The sequence below is a fragment of the Sphingomonas sp. AP28 genome, assembly GCF_056680455.1.
Genome location: NZ_JBWXQI010000002.1, coordinates 109,475 through 133,546, shown reverse-complemented (window position 1 = coordinate 133,546; position 24,072 = coordinate 109,475). Strand labels below are relative to the sequence as shown.

Genomic DNA, 24,072 nt, shown 5'->3' with positions numbered 1-24,072 from the left:
GTTGAGATCAAGCGGTTTGTGCTTGTCAAGACCACCAGACCTGCCGAAACTGGTCCCAATCAGCGCCTGAAGGTCACTCGAACATGTGGTTGATCCACCGCGATACCGACGGAAACAACGGGGATCGGATCCCGCTGCCGGCATCCCTGCATGAGGCACTGGTGCGCTGGTATGTCGGCGACGGCTCGTTCCATGACGAACAAGCTGGCGTGACGCTCGTCCAGAATGCGCGGATCGGACACCGCTGGATCGCCTGCGGCTGTCTGGGACCGGGCAAGGCCCCGCCCATCCTGACGCCGGCTTACCTCTCCGAGGCCGAAACCTACTATCTGCGGCGGTTGACCAGCACCAAACGGCCGGAGCACCGCACCGATTGCCCGTTCTTCCGCGACCAGGCCACCAATCGCATCACGGAAGTCAGGTCGCACAACACCCCGACCGATCCACCGTCAGGCTTTTTCGAGGTTCTGCGACCAGCGCCGGAGAAGCTCGCACAGCGACCTGAGGACGACAGTCTCGACGATCGGACCCGCAACGCCTCGACCCCGCGGCTCGCGCGGCTCCTATGGCGCCTGCTCGACAGCGCCGGCTGTAATACGATTGCCCCGTTGGGTATGGGCTATGAATGGTCGATCCGGGAGGAGTTCGCAGCGCTAGGCCGTGCGGCCGGCAAGATCGAGATCGCGCCGGGTGTCGAGCTGGCGCGGGCCTTTTGGACCCACGCGCGTCCCCTTGAGACGAACACGGTCTATGGCACGCTACGCGCACTGGCGCCGAAATGGCCCAAGACGCATGCTCCGCAAGGCTTCGTGGCGCTCTATGCCAAGACGATCAAAGGCAATGAGATCCATGTGCCTGACTGTGAACCGGTCACCATCGCGACGCGCGTCCAGTCGCCCTCGATCCGGGGTAACCACATCAGCGGACCGTACATCGTCCTTGTCGTCGCTGGCGAATATCCCGAGGCGCGCGGCTATGCGCCACTGCGCGCCTATGCGCAGCCGATCTACAATGGACGTATGTTCGTACCTGTGGAATCCGACTTCGAGCGGAAAGCGCTACGCGCGATCCTCCATACCCAGCGCGTGTTGCACGCCCGGGGTGTCGACATGGCCATCAGCAAGCCGCTCTTCGATTCAATGACACCAAACGGCCCCTGCCGGCCGGACTTCATACTGGAGGCGAGGTCGCGCATGACGGGGGAATTGCGGACAGTGGTGGTGGAGGCAATGGGTTTTGACAGCGACGAGTACGAAGCTGCCAAGGCAGTGACGCACCCTCGCATGGCGGTCCTGGGTGATCTCGTGACGCTCGATAGGTCGGAAATGGATCAGGATTCTGCGTCTATCAAACTGCTTCGGGTTCTGGATATTTGAGCAATCAGCTCCAAGTCATCGTCGCAGCGAAATAACTAACGATTCCAAGCGTTACCGGTGTCGACAGTAGATACAGCTTTTGCCAGCGCCACCACGCCTTTGGCAGGAAAAGCACGGCGCCACGAACACTTCGAACATCTTCCCAGGCCTTGTCCCGGTACAAACCGTGGACCGTCACGGAGACTGACATGGCCATGGCGATTGCGCAGCACATAGCCGCTGCCAGATAAATGGAGATCCAGTTGGCAATCTCAATCTGCGAAAACTGGTTCATCGACACCTCGAATGAAAAAGGGCGCGGTCGACAAACCGGCACAGAATGATTCTAGTTCCAAGAGCAGCTTAGCGGCGACCTTTTAGCAGCTGGTAAATGAGACGGTGCGCCACTCGGTCCGTCAAAAACATGGAGTGGAGAGGGAGGGTAAGAAATGGGTCGCGGAAAACGGCCTTAACCCTTCCAACCCAAGGCGGCCGGTAAAGGCAGCCTTCAGTACGAGGCCTGTAGCCATGACCAAGTACGTCCTTTTCATAAGGGACCACGGCGCCAAGGACGTCCTGGATTTCCATCCGAGCGAGATATCCGCCAAAAAGGCTTTGGCCGACTATGTGACGAAGAAAACGGGGCGCGACCTGCCATCTGACCCGGAAGGGGCTGTCGAGGAGATCGCCAGCTACTTCGATCGTGACAAAACCTTCTACGCGATCGCCGGCGTCCCCGCCGGTGCGCGCTAAGGGGTATGGGATATGGCTATCATCGCCAATCGACCATCGCAGCAACTCGTCGATCTAGTCGGCGCGCTTGGCGGCACCTGGCACGGGAACAGCGCGATGTGTCGGTGCCCCGCGCATACCGACGGTACGCCAAGCCTCTCGATCAGGCAGGGTGACCGCGGCCTGCTGGTGACCTGCTTTGCAGGGTGCGACGCCGGCGACATCCTGCGTGAGCTGGACCGGATACCGATCGGGCGCCGGTATGAACCGCCCGTTCCGGCCCAGGCAAAGGGTACGGCCAACATCGACCGGCTGTGGAACGAGGCGGTCAGTGTCTCCGGTAACCTGGCTGAGCGCTACCTCGCCTCAAGGGGGCTGTTGCCGGTGCCAACCGACGTCCGCTTCCATCCGCACTGTCCGCTAGGTCCCAAACCCATGACTGTCTTCAAGCCGGCACTGCTGGTCGGGGTCCGTGAAGCGCAGCGCCTGATCGCCTTTCAACGCATCTTCCTGAAGCCCGACGGAGGCTATTCTCAGAAGGCGACGCTCGGCACGCTTGGTACCGGGGCATGGCGGGGCGGCGGACTTAGTGCGACCATTGGCCTGGCCGAAGGATTCGAGACGGGGCGCGCCTGGTCCCGGATCCGCGGACTACCTTGCTGGGCAACGCTCGGCTCGCGCCGGCTCGATCTCGTGACGATCCCTGACAGCGTTACAAAGCTGATCCTCGCGGGCGATAATGATCTCGCCGGACGCCGTGCGGTCGCGCGAAGCATTGCCCGCTTCGCATCCGAGAGTCGTGTCATCCAGGTAGATTATCCAGTGGGCTACAAGGACTGGGCCGAGGCGCTCGAAGCGGCAGAGAGAGGAGAGGGAGGAAGACGGTAAGCTGTCGGATTGGCAGCATAACCTGAGGGAACCTGCCATGTTCGACCTGCTCGATCTTCCGCCCGTCACCGATCACAGTGCAGCGGCACGCATTGCCGGGTTGCTGGCATCGGGCGCGCCGATCGCCCGCCGCGATCTGAACGAGGCGATGACTGCGACAATCGGCGGCTCGGACGCCGACGGCCATTGGACGCAGCGCGACAGCTTCGAGATGCTCGAACATGGCATTGCGCTCCATCTCGCGTCGCGGCCGTACCAGCTCAATGGCCTGGCTGACGTGGCACAGGCGTCGGCGGTCATGGCAATGCTGCCGACCCAAACGGTGCGCAGCGAGGAACAGATCGACCTCCAGCAATTCTCGACGCCGGTCGATATCGCGGCGATTGCCGTGCTGATGGCCGCGATCGGTCCGCACGACATCGTCCTCGAACCCAGCGCCGGCAACGGCTTGCTGATCGTTCAGGCACCGGCGTGCGCCAGCCTGCAGCTGAACGAAATCGACGCGAAACGCCGCGACCGCCTAGCCGGCATTTTCCCGGACGCGATCGTCACCGGCCACGACGGCGCTGCGCTGGTCAGTCTGCACGCGCGACTGCCGAAGCCGACCGTGGTGGTGATGAATCCGCCCTTCTCGCGCAGCGTCGGTCGCGGCGCAGACGATCTTGCAGCACTTCGCCATCTCCAGGCAGCGATCCGGCGCGTCGCAAAGGGCGGCCGGGTCGTGGCGATCATGCCCGACTGGTTCGCACCAAGCGCACGGCTGAAGGCAGCCTATGAGGCGGTGCTGACCGGCTGCACGGTTCGGACCTCGCTGCGGCTGGAGCATTGCTACCGCAAGCACGGCACCGATATCGCGGTGCGACTCTACGTCATCGACAAGATGGCAGGCGGCACCTCGCACACTGTCATCCAGCGCAGTTCGGTCGCGGGTTTCCTCGACGCCGTAACTATCCCGCCGCGGGCCTCGCTGGTGGCTGATACCCCGATAGCGGCACTGCCGGTGCCCAAACCAAGCCTGTTCGGCGCGGCGCGGCAGGCTAAGGCTACGGTCGCTCGCACCTATCATGCACCGGTGCGCAACAACGTACTGCCGGTCAGCTACAGAACCCTGGCGACGGCTGCACCGCTGGCCGACCAGGTCGGTTGCTATCTGCCCTACCGGCCAAGCCGGATCGTGTTCGATGTCGCCGGCGACCACCCGACCGCGCTGGTGGAATCAGTGGCGATGGGGTCGATACCCGCACCGATCCCGACGCACATTGCCCACCTTCCGGAGCGCACGGTGACGGAGCGGATGCTGTCCTCATCGCAGCTCGAGACTGTGGTCTATGCGGGCCACGCCTGGGGTCAGCTGCTCCCCGGTTCGTTCAAGCCTGCCAAGGAAGGCGTCGGGCTCACCATCGATCCCAAGGGCAGCCGTTACCGGAAGGGCTTCTTTCTGGGCGACGGTACTGGGGCCGGCAAGGGCCGACAGGTCGCAGCGTGCATCCTCGATAACTGGCTGCAGGGTCGTCGCCGGCATATATGGGTGTCAAAGAACGAACCGCTGCTCGAAGATGCGCGTCGCGACTGGACGGCGCTCGGTGGCATGTCGGGCGACGTACAGCCGGTCTCCAACTGGAAGATCGACCAGCCGATCAAACTGGACGAGGGCGTGCTCTTCGTCACCTACCCGACGCTGCGCTCGATGCGTTCCGACCATAGCCGCCTGCAGCAGATCCTCGATTGGGCGGGTCCCGATTTCGAAGGGGTAATCGCCTTCGACGAGGCCCACGAGATGGGCGGCGTTGCCGGTGGCGAGGGTGCCATGGGAAAGAAGGAAGGATCCCAGCAGGGCATCTGCGGCGTGCTGCTTCAGAACAACCTGCCCGGTGCCAGGGTCCTCTACGCTTCCGCAACCGGCGCATCCGATGTGAACAACCTCGCCTATGCCGTGCGGCTTGGCCTGTGGGGACCCGACACAGCGTTCGCAGACCGTGAAGCGTTCATTGCCGAAATCCGGAAGGGCGGGATCGCAGCGATGGAACTGGTGGCGCGCGACCTGAAGGCGCTTGGTCTCTATACATCGCGGGCGCTGAGCTTCGCCGGCGTCGAGTACGACGTGCTGCGGCACGCACTGACGCCGGCGCAGATCGAGATCTACGATACCTATGCCAAGGCCTGGAGCGTCATTCACCAGAACATGGAAGAGGCGCTGGAGCTGACCGGAGTCGTCGACGGGTTCGAAAAGACGACGCTCAACAGCGGTGCCAAGGCCTCGGCACGCTCACGGCTGGAATCGACCAAGCAGCGTTTCTTCGGGCAGGTCCTGCTCTCGATGAAGCTGCCGACGGTCATCTCCGCGGTCGAACAGCATCTGAAGGCTGACCAGTCGGTGGTGCTGCAGCTGGTTACGACCGCCGAGGCGATCCTTGATCGTCGGCTGGCCCAGATGTCGGCCGACGAGCGTGCGGATCCTACGATAGATTTGTCACCGACCGAGTATATTGCCGATTATCTGATGCGGGCGTTCCCAACGCGGCAGATGCAGACGTATACCGACGACACCGGCACCGCGCGCTCGGCGCCGATGAGCGATGAGTTCGGCAACCCGGTCCATAACCCCGACGCGCTCGCTGCCCGCGACCAGATGCTCGAGCACATCTGTGCACTACCTCCGATCAACTCCGCTCTCGACGCGCTGATCGAGCATTTCGGCACCGACATGGTAGCCGAAGTGACGGGGCGCTCGCGGCGTCTCGTACCGACGTCGGACGGCCGCCAGAAGATCGAGACCCGCTCAGGGCGCTCCTCGCAGGTTGAGGCCGCGGCGTTCATGGCCGGCACCAAGCGGGTGCTGGTGTTCTCCGACGCTGGCGGCACCGGGCGCTCGTACCATGCCAGCCTCGATGCCAAGAACCAGCAGCAGCGCGCCCACTTCCTGCTCGAACCCGGCTGGCGTGCCGATCGCGCGATCCAGGGGCTTGGTCGCACGCACCGTACCCATCAGGCGACGACACCGCTGTTCCGGCCGGTGACCACCGACTGCAAGGGCGAGCTGCGCTTCACCTCGACGATCGCGCGGCGCCTCGACAGCCTTGGCGCCCTCACGCGCGGCCAGCGGCAGACCGGCGGGCAAAACCTGTTTGATCCAGCCGACAATCTCGAAAGTGAGTATGCCAAGGATGCACTCCTGACATGGTTCGCGCTCCTCGATGGCGGCAAGCTGACCAGCACGACGATGGACGACTTCTGCTCGCGCACCGGCCTTGAGCTGCACGACAATGACGGCCTCCTGAAGGAAGAGCTGCCGCCCATCCAACGCTGGCTGAACCGTCTGCTGGCCCTGCCGATCGGGCTCCAGAACCTGATATTCGACGAATTCCTGGCACTCGTCGAAACCCGCGTCGCAGCAGCTCGCGAAGCCGGCACGCTCGATGTCGGCGTCGAGACGATCACGGCGGATACCGCGACGGTCCTCGACGACACGCTGTTGCGCACCGATCCCCTGTCGGGCGCGACCTCGCACCTTCTCACGATCGAGATCGCCCGCCGCAAGAATCCCATCTCGCTTGAACGTATCCTCGACCTCGCCAAATGGCAGGACGATGTCGCGTTCGTGGTCAACGCCCGGTCGGGGCGCGTCGCGCTCCGTACCCGAGCACGGTCGTGGATGGACGACGATGGCCAGCCGATCGCGCGCATCGAACTGCAGCGTCCCTGCCGACGTGAGTATTTGCGCGAGGCCGATCTGCTGGAAACGGCATGGGACGTTGTCGACCGGGAGACCTTCGAGGCCAAATGGAGCGCGGAGGTCACCGAGGCGGCGGGTCAGGTCGATACCGAGACGATCAGACTGGCGACCGGCCTGCTGCTGCCGATCTGGTCGGCGCTGCCGTCGGACCATCTCGCGGTGAACCGTATTGCGGACGCCCATGGCAATTCGTGGCTAGGCCGTCTCGTATTCGACCAGCACGTCGTCCAGCTCTACACCAAGCTCGGAATCGCCAAGACCGACGATCTACCGGTCGACGCGATCGCACGATCGGTCCTCTCAGGCCGCAGTGTCGACTTCGTGCGGCCGTTCCCGATGACGCTCAAGCGCTCGATCGTGAACGGCAACCTGAGGGTGGAGATCGTGGACGCACCCGTCTCGCAGTTGCCCTGGCTGAAATCGCTCGGCTGCTTCACCGAAATCATCGCTTACCGGACCCGCCTCTTCGTGCCGGCGACCGACGCAGAGGCTGTGTTAAGCCGGATACTGAAAGCCTCCTGATGGGGGTCAGTATATAGAACGGACCCAGTTGAATGCTAACGATCGGCTGTGACGGAAAACCTCCAAAACCGGGTTTCGGCCTACTCGGGCAAAGCGATAGGGTTTGTCGAACAGACTGAGCCTCGATTAACAGTCGCGTCAGTGGCTCCGGGGGTGCCATCGGAAATCATGTGGTTTCCGACAGATCAGCGATTGATCGATTGGCTCGATCAACGAGGCAGGACGTAGCGGCCATCGGCTACTTTGAAACATTCTGCCACATTGAATTGCAGCCATAGAACCGCTGCATAATCGCGGGCCAATATTCCCGTTTTCCCTCGGCTTGGTATCGGAAGGCTCTATCCGCGGACTTTCTAGCTACAGATTCGATTCCGGGAATGCCTGGGCCGTCTTCATCGCCGTCCCATTCATGAAGGCTATGAGGATAAGCACACCGGGCGCTGGGACCGGTCACCACTGCCTGCGCCAAATAAATCGAATGCGGTTCCGAACCCTTAACCTGCATCGGATATTCGATCCCGAAACAAGAGGTTCCCATGCGCTGCCTTCGCCGTCTGATCATCGTCGCCGCACTAGGACTTTCCTCCGTCGCTGGCGCTCAAGCGCCAACGGCCGCAGTGCCGCGACAGGGGCAATATCGGGCATTTGACGTCGCGATCGCCGATGCCAAAACGGCGATGATGAGCGACCCCGAGCATGCACTCAGCAAAAGTGATGCTGCTGTGAAGCTCGCCGCTTCGTTGCCCACATCGCACGAGGCGACGATCGCGGCGGGTACCGCTGCATGGTTGCGCGCTGAGTCCCTGATCATGGTCAATCGCGCGAAGGAAGCGAAGGCGACGGTTGACGCCGCCCTTATGACAATCAGTCGCGTTGCACCGAACTCGAAACTGCAAGGCGACTTGTTTCGGTCGCGGGGCGGTATCTTTGCTACGCAAGGCAATGTGACGGAAGGCCTTTCCGACTATCAGCATGCCTTCAAGATCTTCGGCGTGGCCGGCGTGCCGCGTAGCCAGTCGCTGGTCTTGCAGGACATGGGTCAGATCTACTGGGACGCCGGCGACTACGCCAAGGCTCTGCAATATTACCGGCAATCATCGGAGATCTATGGTGGGGAACCGGGTCTGAATCTCGGGGCGCATAACAATCAGGGCCAGGTTCTTCGCAAGCTCGGCCGATATTCGGAGGCCGAGCGCGAATACCGTCTAGCCTTGAGCGCCGCCCAGGCGTTGGGCAGTCGATTGCAGACCGTCGTCGTGCTAGGCAATATCGCGGAAGCACAGGTGGATAGCGGCAAGGCGGTTGCGGCCGAGCAGACGGTGCGTCGCGCCCTTGCCTTGTCTGCAAGTGGTGAAGCCGCGAGTCAGCGTCCCTTCGTGTTCGGCATCGCCGCAGAGGTCGCTGCCGCGCAGAGGGATTACCCGCGGGCCGCGATCTTGCTCCGGTCCACCTTCGCGGGGACGGATTTGACCAAGACCGAGCTGCCGTTCCGGCAATTCCACGAACTGGCGGCAAAGGTCTTCGAGAAGCTGGGACGCGGCGATCTGGCGTTGGCGCATCTGAAGGCCTTCCAGCGACTGGATGGCGAAGCCCGCAACCTTACCGCTTCGGCAAGCTCGCAACTCATGAGCGCACGGTTCGACTTCTCCAATCAGAACCTGAAGATATCCCAGCTAAAGCAAGGTCAGCTCGAGCGCGATATCGCGATCGAACGACAGAAGTCTCAGTTCCGGCAGATCGTGCTCGGCGGGCTGTTGGCCGCGGGTGCCGTCGTCTTCGGCCTCATGGCGTTCGGGTACGTGTCGATCCGGCGGAGCAGAAACCAGGTGCGGGACGCGAACGACGTCCTGACGACGGTCAACACACGCCTAGAAAAGGCGCTGAAGGCAAAGACCGATTTCCTCGCAATGACGAGCCATGAGATTCGGACGCCTCTGAATGGCATTCTCGGCATGACCCAGATTCTGCTGACGAACCGGCGGATCGATGCGGACGTGCGCGAGCAGGTCGAAGTGGTGCACGGTGCGGGCGAGACGATGCGGGCCCTGGTCGACGACATCCTCGACGTCGCTAAGATGGAGACGGGTACGACGTTAGTGGTGGCGGAGGCAACCGATCTGCGCCGGATACTGGAAGAATCCACACGGCTTTGGTCGGGACAGGCGACGAGCAAGGGGCTCGCCTTGTCGCTTGATGTCGGTAATGCCCCACGGGAGATCGTTTCCGACGGCGCGCGTATTCGTCAGATCGTCTTCAACCTGCTGTCCAACGCGATCAAGTTCACGCCCGAGGGATCGGTGTCGCTGGCCACGCACGCAGACGACGAGACCCTCGTCATCGCGGTGACCGATACCGGCATTGGGATACCGACCGACCAGTTCGATGCGATATTCGAACCATTCCATCAGGTCGATGGAGGAACCACGCGACAATTTGCGGGCACCGGACTGGGCCTGGCAATCTGTCGCAATCTCGCGCGCGCCTTGGGCGGCGATGTCATGGTCGACAGCGTGGTCGATCACGGTTCGACTTTCACCCTGCGAATACCGCTCATCCTGCCGTTAGCGGCCGGCAGCGGTGCCAACGACATCGCCGTCGCACCCCGACGTCTTGCCGACGCACGATTGATCCTGCTCGAATCGAACGGCATTGCCCAGGGCATGTTGCGAGGCCTACTCGAGACCGAGGTGAAAAGCTTCGCGTGTGCGGGGGCGGCGGAAGAGGCCCTGGACGCAATTACGCGCGGGGAATGCGACCACCTGCTAATCGAAGGCAAGTCGACATGTCTCGATGGTATGGACGCGCTGCCGTCGCTGCGGACCCTGGTCGGGCATGCGACCGCGCATGGCGTCGCCACGACGATATTGTTCGCGCCGACCGACGTGCTGCCGCTTGACGAGGTCGAGGTGGCGGGCGCCAGCCAGGTGGTCCTGAAACCGGTGAGCGGCCAGCGGCTGATCACTGCGCTGACCGGCTTTTACGCCGACAGGCCGCCGGCAGATGTTCCCGCTAATCAGCTGTTTACCTCTGCAGCATAGTCAGGCGGACGAAGGGACGGCCATGGAAGTGCTATTCGTTGAAGATGACGCAATGAACCGGCGAGTTGTGAAGGACATGCTGCGCGTCGTGGGCGCCAACATGTCCGAGGCAGCCGATGCCGAGACCGGCCTCCAGATGATCAATGACTGCGATTTCAGCATCATCCTCATGGATCTGCGGATGCCCGGCATGGACGGGCTCACCGCGATCAAGCATCTCCGCGCGCGTACCGATGCGAAGGGCCTGCTGCCCATCATTGTCGTGACCGCCGACATGGCGGTCGATCTTCACGAGCGCTGTCTCGCGCAGGGCGCCGACGACGTCATCCAGAAACCCGTCGCGATGGGCAAACTGCTCAACGCGATCGGGCGGATGGTGGCTAAGGGGAGCGCTTCGGAAATCATGCTGGACTAGTGCGGGCACGAGGCGATCACCGGTTCCTGTCATCACTGAAATTTGGCCACATCCGCTGGCCGCGCATCCGCGCGATCAGGTCGGCGCCGTGCGATCGGCATGACCAGCGAGAGCCACCGGGTGCACTGTTCGTCCGACAATCGTAACGTCCGGCCTTGCCAGCGAATAATGTCGCGTCCGTCGCGGTTCGCAGTCGTAACTATCCATTCGCGACATAACGACCATCACGTGTGCACGGAGCTATCTTGGCCGAGACCACAACACCGATCGATTACGAATGCTTGACGCTTGACGCTTGCCGCGCTGGCACGGGCATCCAGGGCGCTTACGCCGTCTGATCGACGAGACCATCTGAACAAGGCGGCAGTGTTTGCGACGCTAGGTGAGATGCAGCGACGTGAGGCGTCGGAAATTGGGCTCGCCGGCCACTGAACCATATTTCAGTCGCGCGAGGCCCCCTCAGGACTGAGCGTAGCTATTTGCAAGCAGAGTGGCCGACCGGGCCATTGCGGAGGTATTCGATCGGCTTTTCGCGGTTCTCTTGTCGCCAAACATGGCGAGATCTGCCGTGGCCATGATGTTGGCAAAATGTGTATTGCCGATATCGGCGGGCGCGGCGCCGATCGAACTGCTCACGGTGATCGAGCCGCACGGCAGCACCATGGGCACCGATATGGTTTCCCGGATGATGCTTTCGAAAAGTTTTAGATCGATGCCAGACCCCTGAACCATTATCAGAAACTCGTCGCCGCCAAGCCTGAAGATGATGGTGTCGCGATACCGGTCGCCCAGGGCCACGAGCCTGCTTGCAACGCACTTCAGGACTTCGTCTCCGGCCGCATGGCCCATGGTATCGTTGATCGCCTTGAAATCATCCAGATCGAGAACGAGAGCGGCGACACCGCGTAAGACTTTTTCATCAAGGTCGGCGACATACTCGGACAGAGCCAATCTGTTCGGAATGCCGGTCAGGAAATCGGTTCTTGCAAGGGCATGGGTGGCACGTTGCTCAGCGTTCTTTTCGGACAACTGCCGGAGCAGATGTCGCTGGCGAATGGCAGATATGCCGACCACCCCCAAACCAACGATCACCGCGACTAGCACATACTCGCTAGCCTTGAGCGAATGATACGGCATCAAGAGCATACAAAGCTTGCTGCACCACTCGAATTTCACTGCCAACGCTGAGACAGCGACCGTCGCCAAACCAGCCAAGGCCTGTGCGTGAAGCGGCGTCGTCTCCGTATCTTTCCCACTCCCGATCACGTTCAACCTGCCCCCTCGCTCGACTTCGCTCGTAGGAGCGATCACCTAACACCATGTTAAATTTGGCCGTTCCCTGCCCGTCACCAGATCGGTAATCACGATATTCGCAAGCCTTTACCAACAATTATCCGTCTCGCCTTACCCACGCTGGATGACATCATCATCCGCACAGCATGCGCCTTCGAACGCGCTCTCGACGCCGGGCGAACTGGCGGACGCGGAACAGGCACCGGTACGGACGGTCTTCGGGCGCGATCGGCCTATACGCGGGACGTTCGATACACTGAGGGATCACTGGAGGTTGGCCGCGACGCCAACCGGCACGATGCAGTTTGTCGGCATTGCAGAGATCGCGCGCTTTACGACGTTGCGCCGTTCAATCGGTTTGGACCTCTCCAACCAGATACTGCATCAAGTCGGCCGCAGGATCATCGATGCCTTGGACTCCTGCCAGGTCGGCCGGACTGGCAGGACCACAATCGAGTTTGCGTTTTCGGCAGCCGATTCCGAAACAGCATTGGCCCGCCTGGAGCTACTCAGTGATATGCTGGAAAAGCGCATCACGATTGACGGGTTCACGATCGACTTACCGATCGCCATCGGCTTTGCAGACGCAGGTTCGTCTGCTTTGCTGGAGGAGCTTATTGACCACGCGGCAGCGGCCCTCGCCGAGGCGCAAACCCACCATCAGCGCGTACGGTACGCCGATATCTCGCTCACCGTGGACCAGAGTTTCGATGACCTTGCCCTGATGCGTGACCTGCCGCGGGCCATTCGCGCTGGCGAGCTACGGCTTCATTACCAGCCTAAGCTGCGATCAAAGACTAACACGATCGACTCCGCCGAGGCACTGCTTCGCTGGTGGCACCCCGATCGTGGTCAGATTGCCACCGATCGGCTCATCGAACTCGCAGAATCCACCGGTATGATTTATGATTTGTCCGAATGGGTACTCGAGCGCGCGGTCGAGGATCAACTAAGACTAGCCAAGGCCGGCCACGACCTGACTATCTATGTCAATGTATCGGGCGTGTTGCTGCCTGATCCAACGTTTGCGGCCTTGGCTCTGAGACTGGCGTCTCGCGCGCGCGGGAAGATCGGTTTCGAAATCACCGAGACCGCGGTCATCACGGATCCGGAAGGAGCCCTTGCAAACCTGAACGCTTTTGCCGCTGAGGGTATCAAGATTGCCATCGACGACTATGGCTCAGGCCTATCCTCGCTGGCGTATCTGAAACAATTGCCTGCGAACGAGCTGAAGATCGATCGCATGTTTATCTCCGGGCTGACCCAGAGTCATCAGGACCCGCTCCTTGTCCGATCGTCCATCGATCTGGCACATGCGCTGAATATGGAAGTGACAGCAGAGGGCGTTGATGACGCCATGGCCCTAGCGTTGCTGCGTGTGATGGGCTGCGATCTGATCCAGGGCTACCTTATCTCTCGACCGATCGATGTCGAAGCCCTGGTCCATTTCCTGGAAGAGGCGGCCACCGGGATTAAGCATTGCGCCCCATTTCAGTTCGGGACGCCGCCAAGCGGTTCTTTTTAAAACCATACCTAGATTTATTCGTCGTTAACGCAGATTTAAGCAATCTGTTTGAGAGGTTCGTTACCAGTAAGCGTGGCAAGCCAATTGTGTCGGCGGGGGCAACTGTCGACACAGAGGGATGCGTCATGACACGTAAGGTAATAACCCGCGCGCTACGGGCGAGCACGGCTATCGCGACCGTAGTTTTCGCGGCCATACCTGCGTTTTCACAAACTGCGCCTGTACCTGTACCTGTGCCCACGCCAGCGCCCAGTCCTGCCCCGACCGTTCCCGTTCTGACGGCTACTCCGACCCCAGCGCCCGGCCCCATCCGCGCGCTCAGCGGAACGATCGAACCGAATATGGGGAACATTCGGACGTTCATGGGGAACATCCGCACTTTCTGGGGAGATGCATCACCGTTCTTCGGGAATATCCGCACGTTTTGGGGTGATGTAAATCCTTACGAGGGCGACCTGACGGCGTTCTGGGGTGGCCTCCAAACGTACAATGGTGGCACCAGCGGTTCGACCGTGACACCGATGATGGGCAACATCCGCACCTTCTGGGGCGACGTTGGACCGTTGATGGGCAACATCCGCACCTTCTGGAGCCCGCTCGGCACGTATACCGACAATAACGCAGCGTATGCTTCGCTCGCGACCCAACTAACCACTGTCATTGCCCAATCGCAGTCCACGTGGGGTGCGTCCGTACAGGCACAGACGGGGCAGAGTTTCTCGAACGCCTTCGTGAACCCACTGCTCGCGCGGTACGGCGTCAATCTCGCCGACCCTTCGACATTGGCCAATCTGTCGCCTGTCCAGCGCGATCAGTTCCTCATCGACTGGTACGACGGCCTGATGAACTATGCCGGTACCGACCATGTCGATCACTGGATGAAGGAGATCAACTGGTCGCCTGCGATTAGCGCGACGATCGGCGAGGGCAAGCGTAGCGTCATCGGGCTGCTCGATTTCACGGTCACGGGCGACGGCACCAAGAACATCACGAAGTACGATGGTATTTCACAATTCAGCAATGGTCACGGCGCCGCAGTGGCGAGCCTCATGATCGCGGCGCATGATGGCAAGGGCGTCATGGGAATTGCTCCCATGGCATCCGTGGTGGCCTATAATCCGTTCGACGCGACCGGCACCGCAGGCTGGGCCGACATCAAGGCTGGCGTACTTATGCTTGCCCAGAACAATGCGAGCATCATCAACATGTCGCTCGGTGTTCCCGGCTGGACGCTCAACCAGGGGTGGAACGACGTGTTTTCGGACGCGACCGTTGCTGCAGCGACCAAGAACGCGGTGTTTGTCGCAGCAGCCGGCAACGATGGTAGTACGCAGACCCAGAACATCGACTGGAATTTTACCACCAATCCCAATCTCATCGTTGTCGGCTCAGTCGATCCGACTGGTACGATTTCAAGCTTCTCTAATCGTCCCGGTACCGCGTGCCTGTTGACCGCTGGAAAATGCGTGGCTGGCAGTGAGCTGATGAACCGCTTCATCGTGGCTCCAGGGGAGTTCATTCTCGTCTCGGACGGACAAGGTGGCGTCACCCGCATGTCCGGCACATCGTTCGCGGCGCCCCTGGTATCGGGCACTGTCGCGCTGCTGCACGATCGTTGGCCATGGCTATCGAACTTCCCCAAGGAAAGCGTCGACATCATCCTGAAGTCGGCACGCGATTTGGGCGCTCCAGGCGTCGATCCCGTTTACGGCGTCGGTGAACTCGACGTTGCCGCAGCCTTGTCGCCGCTCAATTTCAACAATCTGAAATGGTATTCCTACGACGACAACGGAAAGATCAAGGCGGAGCAGGCGACGAAGATCCGCTCGTCTGGCGAGCAGCTGAAGTGGGAGGCGAAGGGGATGTTCTTCTACGCCTATGAAGACATCGGCGCGACCTTCCGGGATTTCGCGATCCCACTTTCGTCCAAGCTTGTCGGACAGACGGTCCTATCGGCGGGCGGCACGTACGAGCAATTCCAGTCGTATCTATACAGCCGAATGCTTGACTGGATGAAGGCGAACCCGACCAAAAGTGGCAAGGCGTTCAGCAATATTGCCTCTTTCTCAGCGCCAGTCCGCAACTCGTTCGGGCTCGATATGTCGATGGCTGTTTCACCACGGACGCGTTTGGCCGGTTATGTTCAGTCCAGCTTGCCTTATCAATCGGCATTGCGCATCGGATCGCCCGATGGCGCATTCTCGATGATGGGTGGCGAGGGCGATGGTGCTGTCATGCTCGGCGGATCGACGAGCTTTGGCCTGGCTTCTGATTATGACCCCATGCAGGGCGGCGCCAACCCGTTGCTCGGTTTCGCATCCGGGGGTGGATACGGTCAGTTCACCGCGAAGATCGCGGAGAACTTGACCATTTCGACGGGCATGTCGCAGCGTGATCTGCGACGCGATACTCGCCAGTTCGGCATAGCGGACCGCATGGCGCTAAACGGAGTTGGCGCCTACCGAGCGCAGGCGACCCAGTTCGCGCTATCTTACGCCGCGAATGATGCCCTCAACGTCAGCCTCACCTACACGGGCTTACATGAGAATAGCGCCCTTCTCGGCGTTCAATCGACCGATCCTACAGATCTTGCGCAAGGATCGACCACCGATGGCCTGACCATCGCGTCCGAGGCGATGCTGACCTCGACGCTGTCCCTGGCTGCTTCGGGCACAGTCGGTCGGACCCGGCAAGGCTCCACGCGACAGCAGTCCATTGCAGTGGGCGGAAGCGGCCTTGTTTCGTCCTCGTTCCAGCTGGCGCTCACGAAGGACAAGTTTACCGGTCGTCACGATCGGATCCGGTTCACCGTTTCGCAGCCGATGCACGTCGAAAGCGGCAGCATTGATCTGACGCAGGTGCGCGTCATCGACCGTCAGACTGGCGAGCTGGGCCCCGTTACGCAAAGCTTCTCGCTTGCTACGCAGAACCGCGAGTACGTCGCTGAGATGCTATACGGACGTGAGCTCGGGAGCAGTGCGTCTCTGAACCTGTTCGGTCGCGCACATCTCAGCGACCCGCAAGCCGTGGGCGCTACCTCCTACATTGCGGGCGGAGGGTTCAAACTCGCATTTCGATAGGCCAGGATTTAAATCGGTTGGCAATATGGATGCCGGTCGTCACAAATTCCATGCTCGAAACTCCATCCAGACCGTGCGAGAACTCGCCGTCACATGGGCACGGACGTCTTTTGTTAAACGGTGGAGCTGGGCGCAAATATTTTTGAGTTACTGCCGTGGTGGCGCTGTGGTGGCTTCAAGGGGAGGCCATTGAGCGCTGCGCAGCAGATTTGGCGAGCTTGATCAGCCCTGTACGGCCCTGATCAACCCCGGCACGCCGATGAGGGTAATGGCTCTTCTTAGATTGTATGCGAGCGCGGTCAGACTGAACTCGGCGCGAACCTTCTCCAGCCCGCGCATCAGGAATGCGCCCTGGTTCATCCATTGCTTGATCGAGCCGAACGGGTGTTCGACCGTCTCGCGGCGAACGGCAAGAATATCAGGGCGCGCAACCAAGCGCCCCGCCATGCGGTCCAGCACCGCCTCGTTTTCCCAACGGTTGATGCGCCGCCAGCGACTGCTGGTACAGTTCACCTTGATTGCGCAGTCTGAACAGGCGGCGGGGTTGGAATATTGGATGTTGGCGTGGCCGCGCGTCACTGCGCGATAGCTGATGTCGAGGGTCCGGCCACCTGGGCAGTGGTACGCGTCCCCCTCAGCATCGTAGCGAAAGAGATCCTTAGAGAAACGGCCATTGGCGATGGCGCTGCCCCGTCTCGGTCGGGCGACGAAGGGTGTGATACCATTCGCCTCGCATGCTTCGATGTCCTCGCCTTTGTAATAGCCCATGTCGGCGACCACATCGATCTGCTCGACGCCTAGCGCGTCTTTCGCCGCCCCAGCAGTGGGTGCCAGCAGACCCATGTCGGTGCCGGCGTTGGTAACGTGCTGCTCGACGATCAGCTTGTGTTTCGCATCCACCGCTACCTGCGCGTTGTAGCCCACCGTGGTCTTTCGACCCGTGACCATCGCGCGCGCATCTGGGTCGGTTAGCGATATCTGGCTCTCGCCGCTGGCGTTCAGCTCGTGCAGCATCGCCTCCTGGGCCTGACGCCGCTCGCGCACCCTGGCGATCTTTGCGGCCAGTGCCCCGCTGCGGCCAGGCCCATGGCCATCCTCGCCGCGGTCGATGGCGTCCATCTCGGCAAGATACCCCTCAAGCCGCTCGTCGGCCGCGGCAATATACCTGGCCAGCTTGTCACGGGAGAAGTTGCGTCCCGGGTTGTTCACCGCCTTCAGCCGCGTGCCGTCCACCGCCAGCAGCTCGCGCCCGAACAGGTCGAGCTTGCGGCATAGGACGACGAAGGCGCGGAACACTGCCTTGAAGGCGCTCCGGTTGTCGCGGCGAAAGTCAGCGATGGTCTTGTAGTCTGGCCGAAGCCCACGCAGCAGCCAGATCAGCTCGAGGTTGCGTGCCGCCTCGGCTTCCAGCCGTCGGCTCGACCGCACCCGGTTGAGATAGCCGTACAGGTACAGCTTGAGCATGTCGCCCGGGTCATAGCCTGGCCGCCCCGTCGCCTTCGGCCGCGACCGATGAAAACCGGCCTCGCCCAGATCGAGGTCATCAACGAACGCGTCGATGAACCGAACCGGACTATCCGCTGCCACATAATCCTCTACCGATGCCGGCAGCAGCAGCGCCTGGTCGCGCGCATGACCCTCGATATATGGCATGATTACAGCATACGCCCGTCAGCAACCTTGTGGAATCACCCAGCGAGTTTTCGCACGGTCTGCCATCGTTTGCGAGGATGTCGGCTTGCCGGGTTCAGTGATGAAACCGATCAAGGCAGACGTGCATCTAGCGGCGAAGAACGACACCATGAGACGACGTCACATAGTGCCCCGCGGGTTTTCCGACACTTCGATCTGAGCCAGATTGCCGTTCGACGAGGCTTTGGCGTTGCTTCCGACCGTCGGTGACAACAAACATGTGTTTTCCGACAGGGAGCGGCGGGAATTAAGCGCTTAATAGCGGCCGGGTCATGCGAGGTTGTGGCGCCTGCAAACTCTTGGAAAGCTCGGGGGACGACCTGGCGTCTTATCCTGCGAGACATCACGCAGGGCGACAGCAAGACTTGTTTTTCACAGCAAAATATGTCCTACCTAGGGATATGCCATCACGCGTTTCTCTTGATATGGCCTTCGCCACGTCGACACCCCAGCCTGTAGTGCGCGCACCGCGGGACTGGAGTGGATTCTCGGCAGAGTATGTCGAGTTCGTGAGCAGCGAGCCTTACGAATTCAGCAGTCGGGGCGAGAGCCACTATCTCGCGTTGCATGACATCGCGCTTCGCGACGGTGAGTTGAGAATTGACGGGCTTCCCACCCTGCGAAACCGTGATCTGCGCGACACTATTACGTTTGTGCCAAAGGGCTGTGGGATCGAGGGTTGGGCTCACCCGGATGTGCGCCCCAATAACTTTATAGCCATGTATTTCGATCCCGAGGCGGTCCGGGAGGACTTGGGACATCGCTATGCGCGCCACCGCCCGGAGCCTTTTGCATACGCCCGCAACGCGCAACTACACGGCACGCTTAGGAAACTGCAGACGCTGGTGCGCGCGCCGGAGGTCGATGACCTCCATGCTGAAAGCATCTGTCTCCTCGCTTCCCTCGAGATTTTCGGCGTGCTCGCCGATCCGCAAGGTCAGCTGTCTGATCGTCAGGTTTCTCAGGTAGCGGAGTACGTGGAAGCGCACCTCCACGAATCGATCAGCCTCGCCGATCTGGCTGCCTTAGCGGGTCTAAGCCGCTTTCATTTCTCACGCGCGTTCAAGGCAACGACGGGCGAAAACCCCCATGCCTACGTCCAGGGCCGCCGTATCAGGCGCGCTACGGAGATGCTGCGTACCGGCAACCTGTCGGTCGAAGCGATCGCGCTGGCAGTCGGCTTCAAGGGAGCACCGCAATTTCGCCGGGTGTTCCGAGAGATGGTGGGAACGTCCCCGCTTAATTATCGATCACAGCGGCGCTGAGCCGACGGGGGCTATGTCAGATTATCAACACACCGCGCCTGATCTGACCGCTTGCGATCGCGAGCCCATAACCCGGCTCGACCAGATCCAGAGCTTCGCCTTCCTGATTGCCATGGCGAACGATTGGACAATCGTTCGTGCCTCCGAGAACGTGAAGGACTTCTTCAGGGCGAAGCCTGAGAAGATGCTCGGGGCTCGCTTCGATGCCCTGATCAGCGACACGGCGCTGCACGATATTCGCAATCGCATGGCGATTTTGGCGTCAACGGGCGGTGAGCGGTTGTTCAACGTCGATCTTGTCCGTGGCCTGCCCCCCGTAGACCTGTCGATCCATTTTCAGGGCGATCTCCTGATTGTCGAGGGCGAGCGCTCCCAAGGAGCCGAGCGGATGGAGGCCGCCTCGATGGTACGGGCCATGGCGGCGCGCCTCGCCAAGGCGCCGACGCATGATAAGTTTCATCAAGATGCGGCGCGTCAGACACTGGCGATCACCGGCTTCGATCGCATCATGATTTACAAATTTGATCCTGATGGCAACGGTGAAGTGATCGCCGAGTCGACGCGGTCCGGCATGGAGAGCTTCCTGGGCCTGCACTATCCCGCGGCAGACATCCCGCAGCAGGCGCGCGCCCTGTACCTGCGCAATCCATTCCGCATCATTGCCGACGTTGCCGCTCCTACGGTTGCGCTGTTACCACCGGCCGACGCGGTTACACCGTTGTTGGACCTTTCGCTCTCGATTGGTCGCGCGGTGTCGCCAGTTCATATCGAATACCTGCGCAACATGGGCGTTGGCGCGTCACTGTCGATCTCTATCGTTGTCGAGCAGCGGTTGTGGGGGCTCATCGCCTGCCACGCGAAAGGGCCGCGGCTGCCGAGCTTCGTCATGCGCACCGCTGCTGAACTGTTCGGTGTAATGTATTCAATGATGCTCGAAAGCCGTCTCCGGCACGGCCGCGGCGAGGACGAACAGAAGGCACGCTTGCTTTCCGATCGCCTGATCGCCTCCATCGCCGGCGACGAGTCACTTATGGAAAATGCACTGTGGCTGCAGGACGTGACCCGCGACATGATAGACTGCGACGGTGTCGCTATCTACCGCGGTGGCACGGCATTCCTACACGGCGCGACACCGCCTGAGGATCAAGTGGTTGCGCTCGCCCACCATCTGAATGCGGCCTCGCCAAGCCGGGTGTTTGTCACTGATCACCTTGGTGCCGTGCATGCTGCATGTGAAGCAAACGCGAATACGGCCGCCGGCATGATGTCGATCCCCATCTCACGCGTCCCGCGTGACTACATCATGCTGTTTCGTCGCCAACGGCTGGACGAGATCCGCTGGGGCGGTGATCCGGCCAAAGTGGTCGAGCAAGGCGCAGACGGCCCGCGCATCTCGCCGCGCAAGAGCTTTGCGGCATTCGCTGAACTGATACGCGGTAAGGCCCCGCCTTTTTCCGATCGCGAGCAGCGTATCGGCGAGGCGGTCAGACAGGCGTTGATCGAGGTCATCCTGCGCTACTCCGATGGCGCGGGCGACGAACGCAGGCGGGCATCGGAGCGGCAGGAATTGCTGATCGCCGAGCTGAACCACCGTGTGCGGAACATCCTCGCCCTCATCCGCAGCCTCATTACTAAGACGGGGCAGGCAGTCAACGACGTCGCTACCTATGTCGACTCGTTGAGCGGACGGGTGCAGGCACTGGCCCGCGCACATGACCGGGTGACGCGGCAGAACTGGGGGCCGGCGCCCTTGGCTGGGCTTTTCGACGACGAGATCGCTGCGCATGCGGGGGCGCAAGGCCGCTTCATCTCGATTGGTCTGAACGTACAGCTGCAGCCGCAGGCCATCGCGACGATGGCGTTAGTAGTCCACGAACTCGTTACCAATTCCTGCAAGCATGGTGCTCTATCGTCCACCGGCCGCGTAGAGGTGACGACAGAAGCGGTGGCTGGCGAAGGCGTGTATATCCGCTGGAGGGAAATCGGCGGACCGGCCGTAGTCGCGCCGAGCCGACGTGGTTTTGGGTCTGTCATCCTCGAACGGACAATCCCGTTCGATCTTCAGGGAACGGCGAAGCTGCAGTTTCTGCTCGAAGGCTTAGTGGCCGAGTTTTTCATCCCCGAGCACCACGTGTTTATTGCGCCCGAATTGGTACAGCCAGAGGTTCGTGTTCGGGGAAGCGATGCCTCAACAGGTATTCGGGAACCAGCCGATCAGCCGTTGATCGGAGCCAATGTCTTGCTCGTCGAGGACAACATGCTCATTGCCCTCGAAGCCGAGGATATGCTGCGCCTGCTTGGCGCCGCGCAGGTTGCGCTCGCGTCCACCCTCGCCGAAGCCGACCAGCTCTTAGCCCAGCAGAACTTTCAATTCGCGATGCTCGACATCAATGTCGGGCGGGGCACAAGCTTCGATCTTGCGTCCAAGTTGAAGACCATTGGCACTCCGTTCATTTTTGCCTCGGGTTATGGCGAGGATCTTGCTCTCGAACGGCGCAGTAGTGAAGAGGTCGTGATCCAAAAGCCGTACGAACGCGATCATCTCGCTCGAGCGGTCGAAAAGGTTTTTCAGGGAGTCGGCGTTAGAACTTAATGGGCACGTCCGCAGCGCTCGAACATCGCGAAGACCATGCACACCGCCACAATCGCCCCGTTAAGATCGTCTTGGGTAATTAGCGTGGCGTCGATAATCCTGACCAAGTCTCTAAGCGAATATTCTTATGTCCACCGTCTTCCAATTCGTCTTACCTATTAAGATTGGCACCAAGCGGCCTGCGGAAGTTCATAATTGCTGCTCTTGACGAATATTTAAATATTTGGCGCACTTATGAAGTGAGAAGGATGCCCGGATGCGAAATCCTAGTTCGGCAAGAGACGTCAGCAGAACGTGGTTGACCGCGGCTACAATGTATTTCTTGGCGGCGGCCTCGACTATCTACCTTACAAGCAACGGTCGTGACATCGCGGCGCTCTGGCCGGCCAACGCCATTCTCGTCGCTCTCTTGCTCGCTGACGAGCGGCCACACTGGAAAACGGTGTTGAGCGCAGGCTTTGTCGGCAACATCGCGGCTAATCTGGTCACGCGGGGATCATTTATCGGACCTGTGCTGTATGGCGTGTCAAACACGTTCGAAATTGCGCTGGTGGCTGCGCTCGTGCGTGGCGACCGATGTCAGGACAGCATCTTGCACTCAATAGGATCGCTGCTGCGCTTCCTTGTGGTCGCCGGTCTTGTCGCACCCGCCGCTAGCGGTGTCCTTGGGGCAACCACGGCGAACCGGTTTTTCGGCGAGCCTCTCGCGCAATCGTTTGTCGACTGGTGGGCCAGCGATGCGCTTGGACTGCTGGTATTCACTCCCTTCTTCTTTGCCGTCTTCCGGGGTGATTTCGTCGCCTGCGTTGTCAGCAGATCCTGGTTACAGCGGTTTGAGGGGGTGGCTATCCTCGGGCTGACGGGCGCTGTCAGCTATTTCGTCTTCTTCCTTGCCAAACAGCCGATGCTCTTCCTGCTGTTCCCACCGCTGATGTTGATTACCTTCCGCATCGGTAGCATCGGCACCAAAGCCGCCGTCATGCTGATCGCCATCGTCGGGTCGATCGCTACGATGCATGGCGACGGGCCCGTGGTGAGACTATCGCCGATCCCGTCGGATCAGGCGCATCTCCTACAGGCGTTTTTGGTCGTTCTATTGCTAACGTGCTTGCCGGTTGCTGCCGAGGTGACTGCTCGTGCGCGGCTAGCTGAACGCCTCGATGCACATGATCGCGAGATGACCAATCAGGCCATGACCGATCCACTTACCGGTGTTCGTAATCGCGCAGGTTTCGAAGGTGCTGCAGGAACCTCGCTGCCAAGCGCGCAAGGAAGGTCGGATAGCTTGATCACGATCGACATCGACTATTTCAAAACGATCAACGACCGCTGGGGGCACCAGGTCGGCGATCGGGCCCTTCAACACATATCTGACATCCTGAAGGCTAATACGCGACCCTTGGACGTGATCGGTCGCCTCGGCGGCGACGAGTTCGCTGTCCTGTTGCCGCATAGCGACATGGATGCCGCGATAGAGGTCGCCGAACGTTTCCAGGCCGGGTTGCGCGCAGCACCGTTCGTGGTGGATTACAATGCCACCATGCTCGCCAGCATAAGCATGGGCATCGCATCTTCCCTGCCCGGCGAAGATTACGCACAGTTGCACGGACGTGCCGATTTGGCGCTGTACGCCGCGAAGAACGCCGGCCGAAACCGGATCAACAAGGCCGCAGTTTAGCGGGCGGTTTCGAACCGACTGCTACCGTGCCTCTCGCGAATTGAGCGTTAACAATATTCGGAAGACGGCTGCTGAACCAAGGCGTCGGAATGAAAGGCTGCTGGCGCAATTGCACGCCCGAAAGTCGCCGAGCCGCTTTCCTCTCCACAATGGCCGTTCGGTAATCAATTGATCGGAAAACCCGGTCCGAAACGTCACTGTGCGACAAACAGGTGTTTTGCGTCACCCGAGCCGGCCTGCCGACGCTGATCATATATCTAGGT

The 24,072-nt window shown here is 60.8% G+C and carries 14 protein-coding genes; 11 read left to right on the top strand and 3 right to left on the bottom strand.

What is annotated here, in order from left to right; all coding sequences use genetic code 11:
* The first annotated feature begins 83 nt into the window (after positions 1-83).
* Entirely contained in the window at positions 84-1,376 is a 1,293-nt protein-coding gene (locus AC1MH0_RS19965) for a hypothetical protein (RefSeq protein WP_480965916.1), read from the top strand.
* Positions 1,377-1,380: 4 nt separating this feature from the next.
* Here the strand turns inward: AC1MH0_RS19965 and AC1MH0_RS19960 are convergent, their stop codons facing one another.
* Positions 1,381-1,650 carry a hypothetical protein gene (locus AC1MH0_RS19960; RefSeq protein WP_480965915.1) on the bottom strand — a complete coding sequence of 90 codons (270 nt, stop codon included), beginning with the start codon at positions 1,648-1,650 and terminating at the stop codon, positions 1,381-1,383.
* A gap of 233 nt (positions 1,651-1,883) precedes the next feature.
* On the opposite strand from AC1MH0_RS19960, the gene AC1MH0_RS19955 reads away from it, so the two are divergent.
* The 5 genes from AC1MH0_RS19955 to AC1MH0_RS19935 all read left to right on the top strand — a co-directional run bounded on the left by AC1MH0_RS19955 (position 1,884) and on the right by AC1MH0_RS19935 (position 10,683).
* Positions 1,884-2,108 carry a hypothetical protein gene (locus tag AC1MH0_RS19955; RefSeq protein WP_480965914.1) on the top strand — a complete coding sequence of 75 codons (225 nt, stop codon included), beginning with the start codon at positions 1,884-1,886 and terminating at the stop codon, positions 2,106-2,108.
* Positions 2,109-2,120: 12 nt separating this feature from the next.
* Positions 2,121-2,975, top strand: a complete 855-nt coding sequence (locus AC1MH0_RS19950; RefSeq protein ID WP_480965913.1) for a DUF7146 domain-containing protein — start codon at positions 2,121-2,123, stop codon at positions 2,973-2,975.
* Positions 2,976-3,012: 37 nt separating this feature from the next.
* Positions 3,013-7,230, top strand: a complete 4,218-nt coding sequence (locus AC1MH0_RS19945) for a strawberry notch-like NTP hydrolase domain-containing protein (protein WP_480965912.1) — start codon at positions 3,013-3,015, stop codon at positions 7,228-7,230.
* Positions 7,231-7,766: 536 nt separating this feature from the next.
* Complete coding sequence (locus AC1MH0_RS19940) at positions 7,767-10,268, top strand: tetratricopeptide repeat-containing sensor histidine kinase (protein ID WP_480965911.1); 2,502 nt, start codon at positions 7,767-7,769, stop codon at positions 10,266-10,268.
* 22 nt (positions 10,269-10,290) lie between these two features.
* Positions 10,291-10,683 (top strand): response regulator, encoded by a 393-nt coding sequence (locus AC1MH0_RS19935; RefSeq protein ID WP_480965910.1) that lies wholly within the window; start codon positions 10,291-10,293, stop codon positions 10,681-10,683.
* 459 nt (positions 10,684-11,142) lie between these two features.
* Here AC1MH0_RS19935 and AC1MH0_RS19930 read toward each other — a convergent pair whose 3' ends face one another.
* Positions 11,143-11,949, bottom strand: coding sequence for a GGDEF domain-containing protein (locus AC1MH0_RS19930; RefSeq protein ID WP_480966124.1), 807 nt, complete (start codon positions 11,947-11,949; stop codon positions 11,143-11,145).
* A 151-nt stretch (positions 11,950-12,100) separates the two neighbouring features.
* On the opposite strand from AC1MH0_RS19930, the gene AC1MH0_RS19925 reads away from it, so the two are divergent.
* Both AC1MH0_RS19925 and AC1MH0_RS19920 read left to right on the top strand, forming a co-directional pair.
* Positions 12,101-13,501 carry an EAL domain-containing protein gene (locus tag AC1MH0_RS19925; protein WP_480965909.1) on the top strand — a complete coding sequence of 467 codons (1,401 nt, stop codon included), beginning with the start codon at positions 12,101-12,103 and terminating at the stop codon, positions 13,499-13,501.
* A gap of 362 nt (positions 13,502-13,863) precedes the next feature.
* Entirely contained in the window at positions 13,864-16,581 is a 2,718-nt protein-coding gene (locus AC1MH0_RS19920) for a S8 family peptidase (protein ID WP_480965908.1), read from the top strand.
* Positions 16,582-16,803: 222 nt separating this feature from the next.
* On the opposite strand, the gene AC1MH0_RS19915 is transcribed toward AC1MH0_RS19920, so the two are convergent.
* Positions 16,804-18,234, bottom strand: a complete 1,431-nt coding sequence (locus tag AC1MH0_RS19915) for an IS1182 family transposase (RefSeq protein ID WP_480965907.1) — start codon at positions 18,232-18,234, stop codon at positions 16,804-16,806.
* Between the two features lie 464 nt (positions 18,235-18,698).
* On the opposite strand from AC1MH0_RS19915, the gene AC1MH0_RS19910 reads away from it, so the two are divergent.
* The 3 genes from AC1MH0_RS19910 to AC1MH0_RS19900 all read left to right on the top strand — a co-directional run bounded on the left by AC1MH0_RS19910 (position 18,699) and on the right by AC1MH0_RS19900 (position 23,809).
* Entirely contained in the window at positions 18,699-19,538 is an 840-nt protein-coding gene (locus AC1MH0_RS19910; RefSeq protein WP_480965906.1) for a helix-turn-helix domain-containing protein, read from the top strand.
* Positions 19,539-19,551: 13 nt separating this feature from the next.
* Entirely contained in the window at positions 19,552-22,131 is a 2,580-nt protein-coding gene (locus AC1MH0_RS19905; protein ID WP_480965905.1) for an HWE histidine kinase domain-containing protein, read from the top strand.
* Between the two features lie 313 nt (positions 22,132-22,444).
* Positions 22,445-23,809: a GGDEF domain-containing protein gene (locus tag AC1MH0_RS19900; protein ID WP_480965904.1), complete on the top strand. Its 1,365-nt coding sequence runs from the start codon at positions 22,445-22,447 to the stop codon at positions 23,807-23,809.
* Positions 23,810-24,072 lie beyond the last annotated feature (263 nt).

Coding starts and splice junctions, on each gene's coding strand:
- AC1MH0_RS19920 (WP_480965908.1), top strand. CDS start 13,864: ATGGGGAACATCCGCACTTTCTGGGGAGATGCATCACCGTTCTTCGGG.
- AC1MH0_RS19925 (WP_480965909.1), top strand. CDS start 12,101: ATGACATCATCATCCGCACAGCATGCGCCTTCGAACGCGCTCTCGACG.
- AC1MH0_RS19910 (WP_480965906.1), top strand. CDS start 18,699: ATGGCCTTCGCCACGTCGACACCCCAGCCTGTAGTGCGCGCACCGCGG.
- AC1MH0_RS19960 (WP_480965915.1), bottom strand. CDS start 1,650: ATGAACCAGTTTTCGCAGATTGAGATTGCCAACTGGATCTCCATTTAT.
- AC1MH0_RS19905 (WP_480965905.1), top strand. CDS start 19,552: ATGTCAGATTATCAACACACCGCGCCTGATCTGACCGCTTGCGATCGC.
- AC1MH0_RS19900 (WP_480965904.1), top strand. CDS start 22,445: ATGTATTTCTTGGCGGCGGCCTCGACTATCTACCTTACAAGCAACGGT.
- AC1MH0_RS19915 (WP_480965907.1), bottom strand. CDS start 18,234: ATGCCATATATCGAGGGTCATGCGCGCGACCAGGCGCTGCTGCTGCCG.
- AC1MH0_RS19965 (WP_480965916.1), top strand. CDS start 84: ATGTGGTTGATCCACCGCGATACCGACGGAAACAACGGGGATCGGATC.
- AC1MH0_RS19945 (WP_480965912.1), top strand. CDS start 3,013: ATGTTCGACCTGCTCGATCTTCCGCCCGTCACCGATCACAGTGCAGCG.
- AC1MH0_RS19935 (WP_480965910.1), top strand. CDS start 10,291: ATGGAAGTGCTATTCGTTGAAGATGACGCAATGAACCGGCGAGTTGTG.
- AC1MH0_RS19940 (WP_480965911.1), top strand. CDS start 7,767: ATGCGCTGCCTTCGCCGTCTGATCATCGTCGCCGCACTAGGACTTTCC.
- AC1MH0_RS19950 (WP_480965913.1), top strand. CDS start 2,121: ATGGCTATCATCGCCAATCGACCATCGCAGCAACTCGTCGATCTAGTC.
- AC1MH0_RS19955 (WP_480965914.1), top strand. CDS start 1,884: ATGACCAAGTACGTCCTTTTCATAAGGGACCACGGCGCCAAGGACGTC.